Source organism: Psychromonas marina (assembly GCF_030161115.1).
Taxonomy (GTDB): Bacteria; Pseudomonadota; Gammaproteobacteria; order Enterobacterales; family Psychromonadaceae; genus Psychromonas; species Psychromonas marina.
The window spans coordinates 154715-172835 of record NZ_BSPQ01000016.1; the positions used below are offsets into that span (position 1 = coordinate 154715).

General features: G+C 35.3%; 14 protein-coding genes and 3 tRNA genes. 10 read left to right on the forward strand and 7 right to left on the reverse strand.

The genetic code is table 11. The features are described 5' to 3' along the window. Positions 1-32 precede the first annotated feature (32 nt). From QQK09_RS15455 to QQK09_RS15475, 5 genes are all read left to right on the forward strand, one after another. Positions 33-108 (forward strand) — tRNA-Lys (locus QQK09_RS15455). 128 nt (positions 109-236) lie between these two features. Further along, positions 237-312 (forward strand) — tRNA-Lys (locus QQK09_RS15460). A gap of 73 nt (positions 313-385) precedes the next feature. After that, a tRNA-Lys gene (locus QQK09_RS15465) sits at positions 386-461 on the forward strand. Positions 462-570: 109 nt separating this feature from the next. Then, a complete protein-coding gene (nadA, locus tag QQK09_RS15470; RefSeq protein ID WP_284205057.1) occupies positions 571-1629 on the forward strand; it encodes a quinolinate synthase NadA in 1059 nt (352 codons plus the stop codon). A 119-nt stretch (positions 1630-1748) separates the two neighbouring features. Next, complete coding sequence (locus QQK09_RS15475; RefSeq protein WP_284205058.1) at positions 1749-2234, forward strand: YehS family protein; 486 nt, start codon at positions 1749-1751, stop codon at positions 2232-2234. Between the two features lie 669 nt (positions 2235-2903). Here the strand turns inward: QQK09_RS15475 and QQK09_RS15480 are convergent. Next, positions 2904-3029 (reverse strand): hypothetical protein, encoded by a 126-nt coding sequence (locus QQK09_RS15480; RefSeq protein ID WP_284205059.1) that lies wholly within the window; start codon positions 3027-3029, stop codon positions 2904-2906. Between the two features lie 351 nt (positions 3030-3380). Here QQK09_RS15480 and QQK09_RS15485 point away from each other — a divergent pair, with 351 nt between their 5' ends. Together QQK09_RS15485 and QQK09_RS15490 are read left to right on the forward strand one after the other, a co-directional pair. Further along, on the forward strand, positions 3381-4253 hold the full coding sequence (locus tag QQK09_RS15485; RefSeq protein WP_284205060.1) for a hypothetical protein: 873 nt from the start codon (positions 3381-3383) through the stop codon (positions 4251-4253). A gap of 337 nt (positions 4254-4590) precedes the next feature. After that, positions 4591-7212 carry an SIR2 family protein gene (locus tag QQK09_RS15490; protein ID WP_284205061.1) on the forward strand — a complete coding sequence of 874 codons (2622 nt, stop codon included), beginning with the start codon at positions 4591-4593 and terminating at the stop codon, positions 7210-7212. Between the two features lie 367 nt (positions 7213-7579). Here the strand turns inward: QQK09_RS15490 and QQK09_RS15495 are convergent, their stop codons facing one another. After that, positions 7580-8176, reverse strand: coding sequence for a tyrosine-type recombinase/integrase (locus QQK09_RS15495; RefSeq protein ID WP_284205062.1), 597 nt, complete (start codon positions 8174-8176; stop codon positions 7580-7582). 71 nt (positions 8177-8247) lie between these two features. Between QQK09_RS15495 and QQK09_RS15500 the strand changes: the two genes are divergently transcribed. Next, on the forward strand, positions 8248-8976 hold the full coding sequence (locus QQK09_RS15500; protein ID WP_284205063.1) for an endonuclease: 729 nt from the start codon (positions 8248-8250) through the stop codon (positions 8974-8976). A gap of 823 nt (positions 8977-9799) precedes the next feature. Here the strand turns inward: QQK09_RS15500 and QQK09_RS15505 are convergent. Together QQK09_RS15505 and QQK09_RS15510 are read right to left on the reverse strand one after the other, a co-directional pair. Continuing rightward, entirely contained in the window at positions 9800-11191 is a 1392-nt protein-coding gene (locus tag QQK09_RS15505) for a DEAD/DEAH box helicase (protein WP_284205064.1), read from the reverse strand. Further along, complete coding sequence (locus QQK09_RS15510) at positions 11185-11754, reverse strand: hypothetical protein (protein WP_284205065.1); 570 nt, start codon at positions 11752-11754, stop codon at positions 11185-11187. The genes QQK09_RS15505 and QQK09_RS15510 overlap by 7 nt, the downstream gene beginning before the upstream one ends. A gap of 293 nt (positions 11755-12047) precedes the next feature. On the opposite strand from QQK09_RS15510, the gene QQK09_RS15515 reads away from it, so the two are divergent. Beyond that, a complete protein-coding gene (locus QQK09_RS15515) occupies positions 12048-12269 on the forward strand; it encodes a helix-turn-helix domain-containing protein (RefSeq protein ID WP_284205066.1) in 222 nt (73 codons plus the stop codon). Positions 12270-12592: 323 nt separating this feature from the next. Here QQK09_RS15515 and QQK09_RS15520 read toward each other — a convergent pair whose 3' ends face one another. From QQK09_RS15520 to QQK09_RS15530, 3 genes are all read right to left on the reverse strand, one after another. Continuing rightward, the gene (locus QQK09_RS15520; protein WP_284205067.1) at positions 12593-12868 is read right to left on the reverse strand and encodes a hypothetical protein; all 276 of its coding nucleotides are present in this window, start codon (positions 12866-12868) and stop codon (positions 12593-12595) included. A gap of 81 nt (positions 12869-12949) precedes the next feature. After that, positions 12950-13444 (reverse strand): hypothetical protein, encoded by a 495-nt coding sequence (locus tag QQK09_RS15525; protein ID WP_284205068.1) that lies wholly within the window; start codon positions 13442-13444, stop codon positions 12950-12952. A gap of 64 nt (positions 13445-13508) precedes the next feature. Next, positions 13509-15845, reverse strand: coding sequence for a dynamin family protein (locus QQK09_RS15530; RefSeq protein ID WP_284205069.1), 2337 nt, complete (start codon positions 15843-15845; stop codon positions 13509-13511). Between the two features lie 520 nt (positions 15846-16365). Between QQK09_RS15530 and QQK09_RS15535 the strand changes: the two genes are divergently transcribed. Beyond that, the gene (locus tag QQK09_RS15535) at positions 16366-18006 is read left to right on the forward strand and encodes a hypothetical protein (RefSeq protein WP_284205070.1); all 1641 of its coding nucleotides are present in this window, start codon (positions 16366-16368) and stop codon (positions 18004-18006) included. The last annotated feature ends 115 nt before the right edge of the window (positions 18007-18121 follow it).

Sequence of the window (18121 nt, forward strand, 5' to 3'; positions counted from 1 at the left end):
GTAGAGTAAAAAACCAAGCCATATTTATATATGGGCCGTTAGCTCAGTTGGTAGAGCAGTGGACTTTTAATCCATTTGTCGAAGGTTCAAATCCTTCACGGCCCACCACTTTTCTTAAAGTGAATATGTATAAATAGAAAGACCCATAATTTTGGGAGGTTCATTTGGTAGAGCCATTGTTGCACTTTTAATTTAAAGGCGTATCAAGAACTAAAATCAAAACCATATTTATTTATGGGCCGTTAGCTCAGTTGGTAGAGCAGTGGACTTTTAATCCATTTGTCGAAGGTTCAAATCCTTCACGGCCCACCACTTCTTTTAGTTGTTAGCTGTTAGCTGTCAGTTATTAGTAAAGTCAAAAAATAGATAGACCATATTTATATATGGGCCGTTAGCTCAGTTGGTAGAGCAGTGGACTTTTAATCCATTTGTCGAAGGTTCAAATCCTTCACGGCCCACCACTTATCAGATTTACATCTTATTCAATTCCCCTTAATAAATTTTATTCTATACACATTCGTTTACTGAATTGTTATAATCTTGTTCTATTTTAATATCGAAGAGTCGATGATGAGCAAATTATCTCCCCTTGTTGGATCAGATTATCCATTTCCCCCAAAACCGATTGTATTATCAACACAAGAAAAAACAGACTATAAAGCAAAAATAAAACAGCTGTTAATTGAAAAAGATGCCGTATTAGTTGCTCACTACTATACCGATCCTGAAATTCAGGCTTTAGCAGAAGAAACAGGTGGTTATGTTGCCGATTCTTTAGAAATGGCACGTTTTGGGCGTGATCATAAAGCCAAAACCTTAATTATTGCCGGCGTTCGCTTCATGGGCGAAACTGCTAAAATTCTAACACCTAATAAAACTGTGCTAATGCCTGAACTTGAAGCGACCTGCTCGCTAGATGTAGGTTGTCCTATCGAGTCATTCAGTGACTTTTGTGACCAACATCCAGACCGCACAGTGGTAGTTTATGCAAATACTTCTGCAGCGGTTAAAGCACGTGCCGACTGGGTTGTAACGTCTAGTATTGCGCTGGAGATCGTTGAGCATCTAGACAGTGAAGACAAAAAAATCATTTGGGGACCGGATCGCCATTTAGGTAGCTATATTGAAAAGCAAACTAAAGCCGACATGATCATGTGGCAAGGTGATTGTATTGTGCATGATGAGTTTAAAGCCGTTGCACTGCGTGATATGAAAGCACTTTACCCTGATGCTGCTATTTTAGTTCATCCTGAGTCACCACAAAGTGTGGTTGAGTTAGCTGATGTTGTTGGTTCAACCAGTCAATTAATCAATGCAGCAAAAACATTACCGAATAAACAACTTATTGTTGCAACAGATACGGGTATCTTTTACAAGATGCAACAAGTCTGTCCGGATAAAGAGATATTTGCGGCACCAACAGCCGGAGAGGGCGCAACGTGTCGTAGCTGTGCACATTGTCCTTGGATGGCTATGAATGGCTTAAAAGCGATTTATAACGCGTTAACAGATGCTACAGGCCATGAAGTCGATGTAGATGAAAATGTAGCTAAAGGTGCACTAGTATCATTAGACCGCATGCTTGATTTTGCAGCAGAACAACAACTTAAAGTTAAAGGCAACGCTTAGCTTAGCAGCTTGATTGGTTTGCTAATGAATTGCTACTGGTTTTACAAGCAATTCATTAGCAGAGTCCATGAATACCCTGTATGATAGCTCCTTTTGAATTTAAATAGATAAGAGACAATATGATCACCAATGATGTTTTACGACGTGTACGTTACGCACTACAACTAAACGATAAAAAAATGTTAGAAATTTTTGCATCGGTTGATAATGCAATTGATGAAAATTACCTACACAGCATCATGGAGAAAGAGGGTGAAGAGAACTTCGTTTTCTGTCGCGATAGTCTTTTATCTTTGTTCTTAGATGGCTTAATCAATGAGAAACGTGGTAAAAAAGAGGGTTCAAGCCCTGTTATTTTACCTGCAAAAGCGATCTTAAGTAATAATGACATTCTGCGTAAATTACGCATAGCATTGAACTTTAAAGAAGATGATATGTTGAATGCACTTGCTTCAGCTGAGTTCCCTGTTTCTAAATCTGAATTATCTGCCTTGTTCCGTAAGCGCGATCACCGTAACTATAAAGAGTGTGGTGACCAATTATTACGTAACTTCTTAAACGGTATTACAGAACGTTTTCGTGGTACAAGTGGTAAAGATGCATAAGTTTATTTAACTTATGGGTATAAAAAAACGAGCAATTGCTCGTTTTTTTTGGCTTTAAATTTTGTTTCTTTTAATCTTCAGTCTTATCTTTGAATTCAGATTATATCCACCAAAAACAAATAAAACTAGTGAGTGAGTGAGTAAGATCTAAGGCATAATGGGCCTTTCGATTGTTTGAATTGCCAATAATCCATTACAAAAAAATACCATTTTGTAAGCGTAAGGAGTTTAAGTAAATATTTAAGGTCTTTTTAACCTAAAATCCTTTACAAAAATAGCCACCTTGCCATTCTGGATTCTAAGGTACTCATTGGGTCTCTCGCCAGTATCTATTGCCGATTGAGAGTAAAATTTTAGCCTTTTAAGCTCATTTGTAAACAACTAATATTATAAAGGGGCACATTGCGAGTTAGAAAATCAACTTTCAATTGATGAAAATTCAAGATTACAAACCCGGCCCTTAATAGTTTAACTGGGTAGGTATGCTTCTACATAACGTAATCGCCTATGTCCATGCTTTCGACTTCCTTTGACTAACCAATGCTGACCGATAGTTGGTTTTGCTGGCAATGTGTCAGGCTCTACCTTTATAGTGACGCAATATTTACCGCTGTTGGCTCTGTAAAAATTTTTCTTTAACGGAGTACCGCTGAATATCACCATCTTTGATTAGGTGTAGGGGATACTGGTGACGTGCATTTGGTCAACAGGCTGTTGACCAAATGTTCCATTTTGGAACAATTGGTGGGTATCGGTCATTTGTGCAGATGTGTTTACACAATTAGGAATTTGCATATTTTGAACTTTGGTTGCTGTGTTGTGGCTAAGTAATTTTGGCTATAAGTTTGTAGTTTTCTAAGTCGGAAAGGGGCACATTGAGAGGTAGGTTATTTAGCCTGCTCTACAGTATTAATTCAATTTACTTGGCTCGATTTCAGGGAATTATGAGCGTAACTTTATTTAAACTAATACAGTTAAGCTACTTAGATATTCAACTTCACAACTTCTTCTAACGAGATTCTGTTCCTAAATCACTTAGTGTAGATAACCTTCACTAAACCAGCACGTTCTGATTGACCAACTTTTTCTAATGTAAGACACTGACGTAATTCGGGTTTTAAAGCAATCATTAGGTACGATATTTGTATGAAAAGGAAAGAACAATTAAAAGAACTTGCAGCTTTTAGCGGTACTACCTCTAAATGCCCTTATTGCGACTTTGGACTGGAGAAAATACCTAAACGTAAAGCGAAGTGTAAATCTTGTAAGAAGTTCATATATCCTAGAAAAGAACCATTATCTGGCGACCAACGCCTATACCGTGAGGGTGATTTATTTCTGTTAGAAGAACTAAAAGCGTTAGCAGATGGTTGGTGGAACGACTGGTATGAGAGTAATAAAGGTGTACTGAGCGCACGTAAATATTTAGCAAACGAATGGAACATGGATGAAGTAAATGTGTCAATTGCGGATGCAAGATGGAGAGAGTCGCACACTGATTTAGATGCTGCCATCGAAAAACAAGATTGGGATAAAGTTTATTCGGCCTATGAGAATATTTTAAGGCAAGTACAGCGCGAGAAAAGCCAAGATAAGACACCGTTAGCTGAGTTAATTGCAGGGTTTATGGTCACTGGCTATGGCCGTAATTGGATAATAGGTGGTTGCAAGATGGATCACCGAATAGGTCGCCCCCAGTTTATGCTAATTGATCAACTTACTACAGAGCCAGATAATGTTTATAATTTAATTAAAGATACTCATACAGCTAAAAGTCATTGTCATTTGTTAGATATATCGTTAGATACAATCATTAAGCGCTATAAAGCTGAATTACAGAGAGAAGCTGAATTACAGAAAGAATTTAAGCGTGATGGAAGTTCAGACGTAATTGTCGAAGTCAACTTAAACCCAACAGTAAATACTGCTCTACCTAAGCCCAAGAAAACTAGAGCATCTAATTTTTGGATACTCATAGTCGTATTTGCTGTGTTAGGTGCACTAGCTTTAGGCACCTAGTCATTGTTGTGGCTAAGTAATATTGGTCACATTTTTATAGGTTTCTAAAGCGCAAAGGGGCACAAAGCGCCTTAGAAAATAAACTTACAATCAATGAAGTTCAAAATTAAAGACCTGGCCCTATTATTCCCTTTGGAATGAAATAACCCACTTATTGATAACTGCCAACCTAATTTTCATGTAATAAATAGCTCACAAGATTCCATTATTATCATCAGTTAAACACTACTAATGGGTTATTTACTAGAATTAGAGATAAAGTCACTTTTAAAAATAAATTTCTGAGTAAAATATCAATATGTTTCTTTTTAAATATTTTTGAATTACGGGAAAAATAATGGATTATGCAAGATTAAAAAAAGAGTTAGGACATAAAGAAAGAACTGTTGATGATCTTATTTCTTACATTGGTACTAAGACAAATGAGCATGTCCCAAATTATAGTTTGTTATTAGGAGCTGGTGCTTCATTCACTTCAGGAATAAAAACTGGAATTAACTTAGTTTCTGGATGGAGAGAAGAAGTTTATAAACATCTTTGTCCAGAAGAAGAATATGAAGGGTATGAAGAGTTTAAAGCCAAAGACTTTTTAATAAAAAACTACAGTAATTGGTATAACTTATCAAATGAGTACTCATCACTGTTTGAATATAAGTTTGATCTTCCGAGCCAACGAAGAAGATTTGTGGAGCAAGAAGTTGATGGTCATTTGCCATCAATAGGTTATTCATATTTAGTCTCTTTAACAACTAACAGATTTTTTGATACGATCTACACAACAAATTTTGATGATCTTTTAAACGAGGCTTTTTACCAATTTTCTCAAGTACGCCCATTAGTGTGTGCTCATGATTCATCGCTACAAAGTATATCTGTTAACTCATCACGGCCTAAAATTATCAAGTTACATGGTGATTATTTATTTGATGATATAAAAAGTACCCTTAGAGAAACTGAATCTTTAGAAAATAATATCAAGAATAAATTCACTCAATTCTCGAAAGAATATGGATTAATCATTATTGGTTATGCTGGAAATGATCGTTCTGTAATGGATGTTATTAATTTTCTTTTAAAATCAGAAGAGTATTTAAATAATGGTGTTTATTGGTGTTTAAGAGAAGGTGATTATATTAATCCCGAACTTACTAAACTTCTTTGGAAAGATAAAGTTTACTTCATCAAAATAAGTGGTTTTGACGAAGTTATGGCTGAAATGCACTACAAACTAAAAAGAGAATTATCATTAGATGATAATTTTACCAATTCCAAGAAAGAAGCAATTATTTCTTCATTTACTGAGGATGAATATAGACTTTCTGAAAAATCAGAATATATTTCTTCTGACATAAAGCAATTGACTAAACATAAAAATAGTATGGATATATCTCATTTGATTAGGGAGCTTAATGAGAAAGAATTCAATGGTTCTGAAGAAGACTTTAAAACATTTTTAAGCCTAGATAGATTAGTCCAAGAAAAAAATTATATAGAAGCTACTAACATAATTAAAAGTAGAGTGGACAAACCTGAAAATATAAAATCAAAAGGTGTATATCTTAAAAAATTAATTCTAATTTACAAAGCTCAAGACAAAATTCAGGAAGCATTAAGTTTATGTGATGAACTAATTGAATTAGATCCATTTGAGGTTAGAAGTTTAATATTCAAATCTGAAATTTTTAAAAACATGACAGAAAGATGTAAATTTATTGAGGGTTTCCAAACAAAATTTAACAGTAACTATCAATTTCATAATTATCTTTTAACAAATGCAATTGATGAATTCCATTATACAAAAACTGATAGCGTTTTTAGTCTTGATTTTTTATTGCAAACGGCAGATAGGAGTCTTCAATTAGAGCCAAGTCTAAATAATATATCTTGGCTATTTAAACTCGATTTGTTGAACTTAAAATTTAACGATAGGTTAGACAAAAAAGTTAAAAAAGAAAAAGAAAAAGAAATTGAAAATCATTTAGAAAAAGCTAAATCCATCAATGATCAGCATATGAGATATCTTAAAATGTCATTGCATTCATCAGTTATTAACAATGATTATAAGAATATAAAAAATATTTTTGATATTCTCTTGAACATTTATATAACGTCATCTAAAGGAAAAAAAAGGAAATTACTTTCTCTAATATGTGAAGAATATCCATCACTTGTCGATCATAAGAATAATGAATCATTTTATTCCGATTGGAGTAATTTTATTGATAGTGACTTAATTAAAAAAATACCTAAAAATGAAGAGCTAGCTTCATTATTAATCAATAAAGCTCAATATTATCTTATGATTGAAAAAGATGAAGAGAAGTCTTTAAAATTCTTAAAATTAGCCATGATGCATTCTGACGCCTCAGATTATGCTAGTACAATAATAAACTCTTTTTTAAATCTTTCTAATAATTATGATGAGGCATATACATTTTTAAATAAGATAAAAGACGAAATTAAAAAGCGAGTCTATTATTCATTAAAATCAAACATACTTCTTGCAGAATCTTTATTTGATAAAGCGGAGGAATCTTTAGATAAATCATATCAATATGGATTATCTCATACTAATTATTTAACAAAAGGGACCTTTTTAAATTTAATGGCACAGCGATATACTAAGGTAATAAGTATGGTTGATTCGAATATAGATAAAATTGAAGATCAACAAGATCAAGATATTCTTACAATAAATAAAGAGTTAGCTTATAAAAAGCTACACGATAAACTTAATGATAAGGTGACAGCTCGTAATATTATTTCAAGAGGATTAACTAAACATTTAACCTTAGCTGCTCATTGCTTATTAGATAATGAGATAGATATAAAAAGATTAATAAAGCAGTCTATTGATAATGATTATACAAGTTTATATCAATTTAAATCATGGCCAGTTATTCCTGAAAAATATTTATCTGGCTACTTAAATAAAAAAACAGAGCTTAAGTTAGCATAATTATTATAGTTTTTTCTTCTGCATGAGAGTGTGTTGATAGGGGGGGAGCTAATTAGACTTTAAGTCCGAAAAAGTTACAAATCGACTTATAGTTTTTATCTCCTCTAAAACATAACCAACTTTACTAAACTACTACAAATGGTGCATAGCTATCACAAGACATTGAACAATCTTTGTCAGGCTCGCCCTACAAGGTGTTGCTTGCTTTTGGTGGGCTTCAACTCTAGCTGTTAGTTTACCGTTTAACAGTATGACCGAAGCACTAAAAATGCCAATGGGGTCGTGTCTTGCCTTTTGTCTTTTCAAATTAATATTCATGCTAACTCGCTTTGGGGGCGTTAGCGCCCCATTAAAAAATTGTCCTTAACTATGTTTCAGTCGCTTCTGAGATAGTTAAAGCATCTTCTATTTCAACACCTAAATACTCAATGGTACTTTCCAGTTTAGAGTGACCTAATAATAATTGTATTGCTCTCAGATTTTTCGTTTTAGCATAAATCAAAGATGCCTTCGTTCTCCTGAGTGAATGAGTATTATATTGAGTTATATCTAGCCCCAGCTTGTTTGCCCATTGTTTAACTATCCCTGAGTAATAGTGATAACTCATATGGTGGCCTTGTTTACGTGGGCTGGGAAATAAATAATCAGATGGAGTTAATTTTTGGTTATTTATCCAAAGGTTTAAACATTGTTGTGTTTTCGATGTGATTTCAAATTGAACTTCACGATGTGTTTTCTTTTGTTCAATAATGGCACGAGATTGAATTAATGAGCCTGAAGATATATCACGTACTTTGAGCCGGATTAAGTCACTAGAGCGCAACTTGCTATCAATTGCTAAGTTAAATATGACTAACTGCTCCAGTTGTTTTTCTAGTTCAAGGCGAATTCTAATTCGCCAAATATCTTCTAATTTAAATGCTTTTTTTTGACCAACCCGTTTTCCTTTATTCCAAGCTTTCATAATGTTCTCCTATAATTTAGGCTTGTGATAAGTTTAGTTATTAGCTAGAGCAATTAATGAAAGGTATTTAAATGAAAATCATCAGTATATTAATGTCATTATCTCTTTTTTCTCTGAGTGCATTGGCTACAAATGAAACGATTCAATCCTTTAGTAAAGCTAAAAAACTATTGGAAACAGAGGTGTATCAGAACAACCGAATTACACTTTACTGTGGCGCTTCATTTGATTCTAAGAAAAATATTCACCCTCCCGAAGGGTTCCATACAGACAAACATGTTAAACGTTCAAAGCGTGTTGAATGGGAACATGTTGTACCAGCGGAAAACTTTGGTCGAACTTTTATTGAGTGGCGAGAGGGAGATAAGCAGTGTGTTACGAGCACAGGGAAGGCATATAAAGGCCGAAAATGTGCAAATAAAACAAATGATGAATACAAGTATATGCAAGCTGATATGCACAACTTATTTCCTGCTATTGGAGCAGTTAATGCAATGAGAAGTAATTATAATTTTCAGATGCTACCACAGGTTGAAAGTGGTTTTGGTAGTTGTGCCATGAAGATTGATAATAAGAAGGCTGAGCCTCCTGTGGAGGCTCGTGGACGCATTGCTAGAACGTATCTTTATATGGATGATACATATGCGAGATATAATATGAGTAACTCTCAGAAGCAGTTAATGAACGCTTGGGACAAAATGTACCCTGTATCAGAATGGGAGTGCACAAGGGCTAAAAAAATAGCTAGTATTCAAAAAAATAAAAATGAGATTGTTGAAAGTCGGTGTAATGATCGCTAGCAACAATTTCAACTACTTGCTTTCTAGGCCATTAATATTTCCCTAGTAAAGAAGTATTATTCAGCATATAAAAACGGCAAGTAATTAAGAATCCTCATTATTGTGTTTGTTGTTAGGGGGACTATAGTTTTAGTTCTGTATAATTAAGTAAGGAGGATATTTTTATGTGGGTAAGCAAATTTAGTATCTGCCTATATTATTTCTTCGCCTTGTTTTTTTTGATATGTGCTTATTTTTTTAAAAATTATGATCCTTTACTCGCATATACAGACTTGGCGGCTACGGTCTTTCTTTTTTTGTTTGCAGAATGGAACAGAAGAAAACGGGGTAATATCAAATAAATGATTAGACTATGAAATTATCCTTTATAAACAAATCACTTTACAAGAGGATGTGTTGTAGCCATAAGTCGGATTGGGGGACATTGCGAGATATGAATTATCGTGTTCTGGTAGTTATAATTCGCCAAAAATAAAGTTAAATCGATTTAACTTTATTTATCTTAGTTACAAGTTACAAAAAGGGGGGCGACTTAGTGCTATCTAATTATGAACACGCTAATCTGATACTTTTCGCAAATTGACACTTTATTCTGACACTTTTCACAAATTGACACTTTATTCTGATGTTTTTCCCCGGAAGCGAATATTGCAGTAACCAATTTACTTAGGTTTCTTTGTAATCGCCCTAGACTAGGTTAGTGGCAAAATAACAAACCACAATAGTTACAATGTAATGAGTCGCTACATTTTATTTTCATATATATTTACTCATAAGCTCTAAAAACATTATTAGAGATTATGTTTTTGATTGGTTCAGACTTTTATAGCTCAAAAGCCTCAATTAACTTTTCTCTAAATCCACCAAAACTCTCAAGGGAGGCTGAGGAAATAGATCTTTTATCCTGAAAATTTGAGAAATTGAATTGTTCTGATAAAGAAACGTTACCGGGAAAGTTCGTCGCTTCTACAAGTATTGGGTTTGTTGAAACTGATGCTTTTTTGTTACCGCCCTCTATAGAAAAATGATCAGCAGTCTTACTACTTTTTACTAACACAACCATATCCGGCAACTCCTGATCAATCCTATTCGCAAAAGAACTTAGTTTCTCTTCGGCTAAAGTAAACAGCCAAGCTTCTTTATTAGGTGAGCTACTAACCCTGAGAATACGACCTAAAACCTGTCTAAAATAAAGTTCTGTTTTTACCCTACTAAGGTGACAACAAACTTGTAATCGTGGGATATCAGTACCCTCTGATACCATACCCACACTGACAATCCACTGAGTATCATTAAAACGAAAATAACTAATTTTATCTGAAGCAAATTGTTCTTTGTAGGTAACGATTGTTGCTGATTGATGAAAGTCCTCAGTAAGCACTGCTAATATCTGCTCTGCATGTTTAACTGAGGAGGCAACGATTAATCCCGCAGCTTCAGGGTTTTCAAGCCTTATCTCAATTAACTTTCTTACCCCTTGAGAAATAATGTAGTTAATTACATCCTTATGTTTAATCAGATCTTGATATGCAATAGATGGATCTTTTAACAAGTCTTGCAAAGAGTTGTAGGTTTTGTTCTCTTGCTTATTGGTTGTAACTGAAATCTCTTCATTATCAACTAACACTATCTTTGGATTTCGACAAACACCATCACTAACAGCCTGCTGAAGGGAGTAAGTATAATTGCATTGGATTTGATTATCAGGGGCGCTATATGTTGCCAATGAAATAGGGAGTAAATCTGAACGCCATGGCGTACCTGTTAATGCTAATGTATATGTAGCTTGATCTTGGATATTCCTAACAATATCCTCTCCCCAAACATTAGCATTCTCAACAGATGAGCCTGCGCAATGATGGATTTCATCAAAGACTACTAACACTCGATTATTTCTGAGTAGTCTCCAGTAATCATCATTAAAAAAACGCATATTTTGATAGGTATAAGAGCAACCGATTGAGCCAATTACACCATCGAAATTACAATTTAAACGTTTAGAAAAAGATCTTTTAATTCCGGACGCTACCTCCGTAGAAGGAGAAAAACACAAAACAAAGTCTATTTTATTTTTTTCAAATAAATAGGCTGCAACTTCAGCCGCTAAAACAGTTTTACCTGCCCCTGGTGTCGCTAAGCATAAAAAGTGTTTATGCGATTGTGAGTAATGTTCTTTAACTGTAGACAAACACTCTTTTTGCCAAACTCTTAACATGTTGAATGCTCTGTTACAGTGTAACCAAGCAAGTTTTGCAAAGCGTGGACTTTTCCTAAAAGCTTTATCGACTTATCTTTCGCCTGAGATTGGTGTTGTTGTAGTTTATTTTTTAAATCGGGGAATCGAGCTAATAGGCGCTTATATTCTTTAGCTTCTTCCAAGGTTGTATTTAAATCGATTTCATAAGCCATCAGCTCTTTTTGAAGCTCTGTCTTATATGTATCATTTTCTACTACTTTCACTGTTTCATTTTTTGGCGGAACTTTTGAAGCCATAGTTCCACGCTTAATTGGGACAATGCTTGATGCTAGCAGCTTATCTGTCTTTGAGTATATTACTTGCTTAGAGCCACTATTAAAACAGTCTGTACGCTTAATAATGCCTTTTTCAATGCTTCGTGTTAACTGTCGGTAAATGAACTTCCTACACTCTACTTCATCATCAAATTCAGGGTGGTTTGCTAATAATGCATCCTTAGCTTCTGCGACGGTGAATTCATTCATATTATTAGTTACTAGAAGAGAATATAGAAATACATTCATGTTTACCTGTTGACTCATTACTGGACCTTTATCTTAAATATACGAGCAATAGCTCCGTTAGCGGAGCAATTATTCATTACTTACCATGGAATATCAACAGTTAAAATTACAGGTTACTTTTTATGTTACATGTTTAGATAATTAGAATTATTAATAGGTTGTTTATTTACCGAGCTTAAATAAAGTCACGATGTTTCCGTAAGTTATTCTGTATTAAGAATAAGTAATGAATTTTTTTCTTTTTGCTCTTTATGCGGAGCAATGTTTATCTAACAAAATGGGAAGATTAAGCTCCATTAGCGGAGCAAAAAATGAATATTATTGGTAAAAAAATTCGAGAAATTCGTATGGCAAAGGGGTTAACCCAAGAGCAATTAGCTACTGCATGCTGTTTATTGGGGTTCGATCTTAGTAGGGGTACGTTAGCAAAAGTTGAATCTCAAAATCGACAAGTTACAGACTATGAAATAAGGTATTTTGCTAAAGCATTAAACGTGGCTGAAGGAGATTTTTTTGCAGTTAGCAATCAATAAAGTTTACATTGTAACTGCTATGATTACATTGTAACTATCATGATTACATTGTAACTATCATGATTACATTGTAACTGTCATGATTACATTGTAACTATCATGATTACATTGTACAAACCTACCTTAGATAGGTGCTTCAATGGTTGAAGTGTTGTAGCTAAGTAATATTTACTACACAATTATTCTGATAGGTTTTGGGCATTAGTGAGTTAGCTTTCTATCTCAGTTTGGGGCACAAACCGAGATAGGAAATTTATCTTACACATAAAAAGGCCACCATTTAGGTAGCCTCGTATTATGGTGGAGAATATGCAGATTACCAATCAATCCTTAACTAATCTCCAGTTTCTTTTTTTGCAAGATGGACAATCATACCTTTCCGCCAGCCACTTTGTGATCTCATCGGAAAAAGCAAGAAGAGCGACCCCGCCTGTGACAATGGCGACGCAAATTACAAAAGCGAAACCAGTACCTGCAAAAAAATACGTTACCCAGGCCCAAAAACCTCCGCCAACAGCTCCTCCCCCTAGAACTTTAAGAAAGAACGTTTTGTTAGCTTCTTCTTTTAATCCACAGGATTTACATTCAACATATGCCATATATCTTCCCTATTTTTTTGATGTTCATGTGCAGTAATTGTTATGTCTTAATACTTATCTTTAAACAATCCAACAAGCTTTTTAGATGTAGACTTCTTTTACACTTTTGTAGACTTTATTCCAGCGCAGAACTAACTTTCTCGTATGTCGGAGTTCAGAACGCATGAAGCTGTCCAATTCTTTAATAAAAGCATCTTCCTCCCCTTCATAAAAGACACCGTTGTCATAATGAAATTCTTTTTTTGCATGTTTAGTAATTCGAGCCTCAGAAAAAGTAGTTTTAAAGTGGTGGTTCCTAATCAACTGAAAGTCTGTCTTATCCAATACAGTTGATGGCTCGTTTGTTAGACCACTTTTTAGCTGCTCAAGTGCTATGGCAAGTTTAATGTAACTCTTTGTCTCAGTATGTAATTCCGCTCTTTTAGCCCGATTTCGTTGCAACCAAATAGCATGGGCCTCTCTTACCGCTCTTTTTCTTGTCTCTGCTGCATCTACTCTTGTTTGTAGCTTATGTCGCGCTCTACGTCTATCGCTTTCGCCTGTAATATCATCAAAGAAATCGCCAAGCCATCCCATAGTCACCCCCCATTTAGATAAAGGTGCTGTTAAATAGGAGTTCACCAATTAACAGCACTATTGTTTAAGCTGCGGTTAAGTTCTTCACGTCACCTGTTTTCAGTGTTGAAATAACATCTTCAAGCGTGGTCACGGCGTTATTAATCTCTTTCACGTCATAGGTTTCCTCTGCATCTTTATAAAGTTGTTTGATGTGCTTGTCAGCCTCATCGCGCAAGCCTTTTAAAGCAAATTCAAAGGCTTTGGCTGTATCAGACCAGTAAGTAGAAATTTCACCCTCAATCGAGTCGATAATTTCATTACTATCAATGCCTTTAACAACAGATTTAGCCATCGATTTTTTCCAATCGGAAAATATACGAAAGACTAGGTAACCAACTGCAGCAGCAAGCATCGCGCCCCAGACGACCGGTCCGCCAGTTGCACCAACTAACCATGGCAGTGTCGTAACAGATCCTGTAATGCCTAACGATGTTAATACTCCGGCAGCTTGGCCAACAAGGATGTAAGCACCAAGATTCGATGAAATTGTTGCAACATACGCGCCCATAGCCCCAAAGGTAGCAACACCTGACATTCCACCAATAAACGCTGACTGTCCATCGAAAGTGCTTAATGGCATTCTTTTGGTATTGTAGCCGGCTTTGCTTATGCGACTTACACTGTTTATATCTTTCTGTCCTGCTGTTGGCACCAATGCGGAGAACTCATTTACCAAGTACTCAACTTCAGAGACAAAGCGTTTACTTGTTGAATCGATAATTTTCTTACATTTCGTTTCAAGGTATTGACCAATCGCATCAGAAAGGCCTTGTTTGGCCGATTTTTTATCTTCAAAGCGATCCCCTATAAACTCAGCCATAAACTCTTCTGATTTTAGGTTGCCAACAATAGACTTAACCTGATCAATTGTTTCTAATTTGAGTTCATTAATGGTATTTTCCTGAGCTTTAAATTTTTCTAAAATGCTAACAACTTCTTTTCGAAACCGCGCATCCTGCATTTTTACCTCTTCAAGACGTTCTTCATTGCTACGAAGCTTGTCTGTCAATGACGACATCTCAATTTCTACTTGAGAAATAATGTTTTTGCGGATAGCGACCACCTTAGATAATCGCTTTTCTGAAAGCGTTGCTACCGTTTCATCTGCCAGCTGATTAAAACGCTCAGTGAAGGCGCTCATAAACTCTTTGTTGTCATCCCAAAATGGCAGCATACGACTTTCCCAATCTTTTGCTGTAGGTATTTTTAAGCCATCAATTTGTGATTGCCAGTCTTCATACAGTAAAAAACCCATCGCTTTATGGAAGCTAATAGCTGCACGTTTAGATGTCTTTTCGTTGAAGTTTGCAATGCTCTTAATGCCTGCCGCTTGCGTTGCAAGGATAGTAATATTTTTTAGAGGGTTTTTAGCGTCGAGTGGGAGGTTACCCGGTGCACGAAGAATATTTGAATAGAACTCAGGTTCATTGTCACGTAAGAATTTATTTACTGAACTCGTAAATAATATAGAGTCAGCTAGGCCCATCGCTTCATAAGCTTTACGTACATCGATACTATCTAACTTCACGCCTTCTTCTTTGTTCGCGTAATCAGGGTCAATCAATTGTCCAGGAGTATCAAGTAATGAGACTTTTTTCAATACATGAGCATCAACATAAACAATAGCTAAATATGCTTCCGGGTAAAGAATATTGTCATCATCATCTCGCGCTCCGTATTTTTCTAAACTCTTGTAATCACCTTTTGCTAAAACAAACTGTTCATGTTCACCATTTAGCATACCAAGATTAAAGGTACGACCTTCATGCTCGTATTTAAACACTACTACATTTTGCGCTTCTTCAAGGTTCTTCGGTTTTTTGCTCATATGCACAAACAGCGTTGAAGCGGCAGTCATTGGCTGAAAACCTTCTGGTGCAATCTCCACCCCCATTAATAGATTCAGTATATGAGATTTACCTGAATCACTTGGTCCCATAACTCCAATAATAGCTGTATCAGCAATAGAGCCTACATCATTTTTTGCTGCTTTCATTTTCTCAATTAGTTTTTTAGGATGAAGGTGCTCCGGTAGATCATTCAAACCCAAAACGGTTTTGTCGATATTTTTAACTAACTGGTCGATTTCATTCTGTAATTTAGTATTCATCTTTATCTCACTTTCATTTAATAGTTTTTTAGGTTTATCAAGTAACTGCCAAAATGTTTCACGGTTAGCACCCACAGCAGAGATGTAGTCCAGCAATATCTCAACCACAAAATCCAAAGGTGAAGACTCTATCCGAGAAATCATCTTTTGATTGCTAACTAATGAACATCTTTCCGCTGCCTCTTCCTGACTTAATTCTGCTCTCTTCCTGCTATTCACTAGGAAGTTCGCTAAAGACTGATCTCTCATAACTCACCCCTTTTTAGACTTCTGCCGACTAAAAATAATCAACTTGATATTAATTTAACACGGAATTTATATAAATCAACCTAAAAGTATAATTTTAGACGTAATAGGTCTAAAAATTGTAACCAACGGGTCGAAAGGGGTATGTTTAGTTTTAAATGAGAAGCTATAAAAAAATAGTTACACTGTAATTTTGTGATGATTCCTTAATTTAAAATCTACGATGAAATGGTCGATAAAAATTAAAGCAAGAAATCTCGGGCGCTATAAAAAGCAAAAAGACCACCGATTTGGTAGCCTTTTAGATGTGCGTTTAACGGTGTTGTAGCTAAGTAATATTGGCCATTCGTTTGTAGGTTTCTAAATTGCTTTGGGGCGTTTTCGATTTAGCTTTCTAGGGCGCAAAGGGGCACGAAGCGACTTAGAAAATATTGAACTTTTTACTCTAAACGAGCTGCTAGAATCGCTTAGCCATTACATACAGAGTAATATACTTATAAATTAAGTCTTTAAGGTAATTTGAATGTGTACTCAAGAACTATTAGGCATGTGCTTTGTCCCAGCAGGAAGCTCTTCAAATTCTATATTCGGATTTTCATCCTTTATATCCGCTCTAGCACTACTGTTTGTTGTTTACACGATTACAGGGGAACGTTATAAATTTAGAATCGCAATAGCACCATTACCACTCTACAAAACATCGTTTTACTTGATCCCCTTTATTGGTATCGGAGTTCTAATCTCTGAACTATGGGTCAATCTAGGCTTGTTAACCCCTAGTTTCAACTTGAGCCAAAGTATGTGGCAAGCCATCTTTTCTTTGATTTTTCTTATGATTATTACTTTATGGGCTTATTTTGGTTTTATATCCCCCCCTAAATTTGGGAAAAACAACTACAAACCGTTCATGCAGCAATTATATGTGAGAATACTACAAGGAAATGAAGATGTTCTTAGGGAAGTAGCCTCTGAAATAACTCCATCGATTAAAAATATAATTGCTCACGCATCAGGTGATATGGGGGAATGTAAGGATTATGCTCATGACATAATACTACTTATAGGAAACAAACGGTTTTGCGAGATTGTTGCGGAATATCATCCGAATTTAATAATTGAAGTATATGAAAGCCTAACAGTAGAAAATATCGAGAAATTACCATTTCGTCAATTTACGATAAACACTGCAACGGCAGCAATACTTAACTCGAATTCGCTCTTACATCATGAAGGAGACGGTTTCTGCTCAGGGCTTATTGGGTATATAAAACCTTTAAGCATGGCTATGTTTGGAGACATTAAGAAGCTCGATTGCTTAAATCAACAATTTGCCTCCCCTTTAGATGCTGATTTGCTACTATTCACCCTTAAAAATAAACAATTTCAAGTGTACTGTAATTCAACTCTAACGGCTATTGAGTCATATTTAAACGCAAATGAATGGTGGCGACACTCTTATGCAATAAACAATGCTTTCCATAAAATAAAAGACAACAGTATATACCTACATGAAATCAACCATAACCCCACTAATTACTATAACCTTGAGTGTTATCAGAATTTTCGAGTAGCTGTAAAGTTTGTCGTATCGGTAATTGAATTATTAGAGAAACATCCTTCTGTCGCGGATTTCACTCCACACAAACTACGAAAAAGCAAAGCGGAAAGATACCAATCAATTGATTTGTATGACTTAGTAGCAGAGTTGATGTTTGAACTCACATTTGCAGCAGCAACTATTAATGTAGATAAGGACACATGTTGGTCAATTCATCATAACTCCTGTTGGGGGGAATTTGTTAATCATAGGCACAGTAAAGTCAATTACTATATTCTCAAAAAATATTATCGATTGATGTACGATGAAGTCAAGCGGATGGAAAAGTTACCCAATTTCAAGTCAGCTAAAATTCTAGGCTTTTGCTTAAATATATTCGGTGTAAAAACTCCCTCTAAAGCGGACTACGGGAAAGAATATTATTCGTTAAGAAAAGTGATTATTCATTGGACGATCCATAACTACGAAAGTATCAGAAAAGAGTATGCTAGAGTTGCAGAAGCTTGCTTAGTGGGTGGTATAACATACGAAGACAAAAAACTGACTAAAACATATGGTTTGGGTATTCGAGATGAAGCAACAAAAGAGGTTTTAGAGCTAAAATGACATTGTTGTGACTAAGTAATTCAGGCCACTAATTTAAAGTCACATGGAGTATTTACCTAAGTCGCTATGGGGGCGAAAGCGAGATAGCCTCACAAACCTATTTCCACATTCGAGA

Bases quoted from the DNA above. Each gene is read 5' to 3' on its own strand.
- nadA (WP_284205057.1), top strand. From the start codon at position 571: ATGAGCAAATTATCTCCCCTTGTTGGATCAGATTATCCATTTCCCCCA.
- QQK09_RS15475 (WP_284205058.1), top strand. From the start codon at position 1,749: ATGATCACCAATGATGTTTTACGACGTGTACGTTACGCACTACAACTA.
- QQK09_RS15480 (WP_284205059.1), bottom strand. From the start codon at position 3,029: ATGCAAATTCCTAATTGTGTAAACACATCTGCACAAATGACCGATACC.
- QQK09_RS15485 (WP_284205060.1), top strand. From the start codon at position 3,381: ATGAAAAGGAAAGAACAATTAAAAGAACTTGCAGCTTTTAGCGGTACT.
- QQK09_RS15490 (WP_284205061.1), top strand. From the start codon at position 4,591: ATGGATTATGCAAGATTAAAAAAAGAGTTAGGACATAAAGAAAGAACT.
- QQK09_RS15495 (WP_284205062.1), bottom strand. From the start codon at position 8,176: ATGAAAGCTTGGAATAAAGGAAAACGGGTTGGTCAAAAAAAAGCATTT.
- QQK09_RS15500 (WP_284205063.1), top strand. From the start codon at position 8,248: ATGAAAATCATCAGTATATTAATGTCATTATCTCTTTTTTCTCTGAGT.
- QQK09_RS15505 (WP_284205064.1), bottom strand. From the start codon at position 11,191: ATGTTAAGAGTTTGGCAAAAAGAGTGTTTGTCTACAGTTAAAGAACAT.
- QQK09_RS15510 (WP_284205065.1), bottom strand. From the start codon at position 11,754: ATGAGTCAACAGGTAAACATGAATGTATTTCTATATTCTCTTCTAGTA.
- QQK09_RS15515 (WP_284205066.1), top strand. From the start codon at position 12,048: ATGAATATTATTGGTAAAAAAATTCGAGAAATTCGTATGGCAAAGGGG.
- QQK09_RS15520 (WP_284205067.1), bottom strand. From the start codon at position 12,868: ATGGCATATGTTGAATGTAAATCCTGTGGATTAAAAGAAGAAGCTAAC.
- QQK09_RS15525 (WP_284205068.1), bottom strand. From the start codon at position 13,444: ATGGGATGGCTTGGCGATTTCTTTGATGATATTACAGGCGAAAGCGAT.
- QQK09_RS15530 (WP_284205069.1), bottom strand. From the start codon at position 15,845: ATGAGAGATCAGTCTTTAGCGAACTTCCTAGTGAATAGCAGGAAGAGA.
- QQK09_RS15535 (WP_284205070.1), top strand. From the start codon at position 16,366: ATGTGTACTCAAGAACTATTAGGCATGTGCTTTGTCCCAGCAGGAAGC.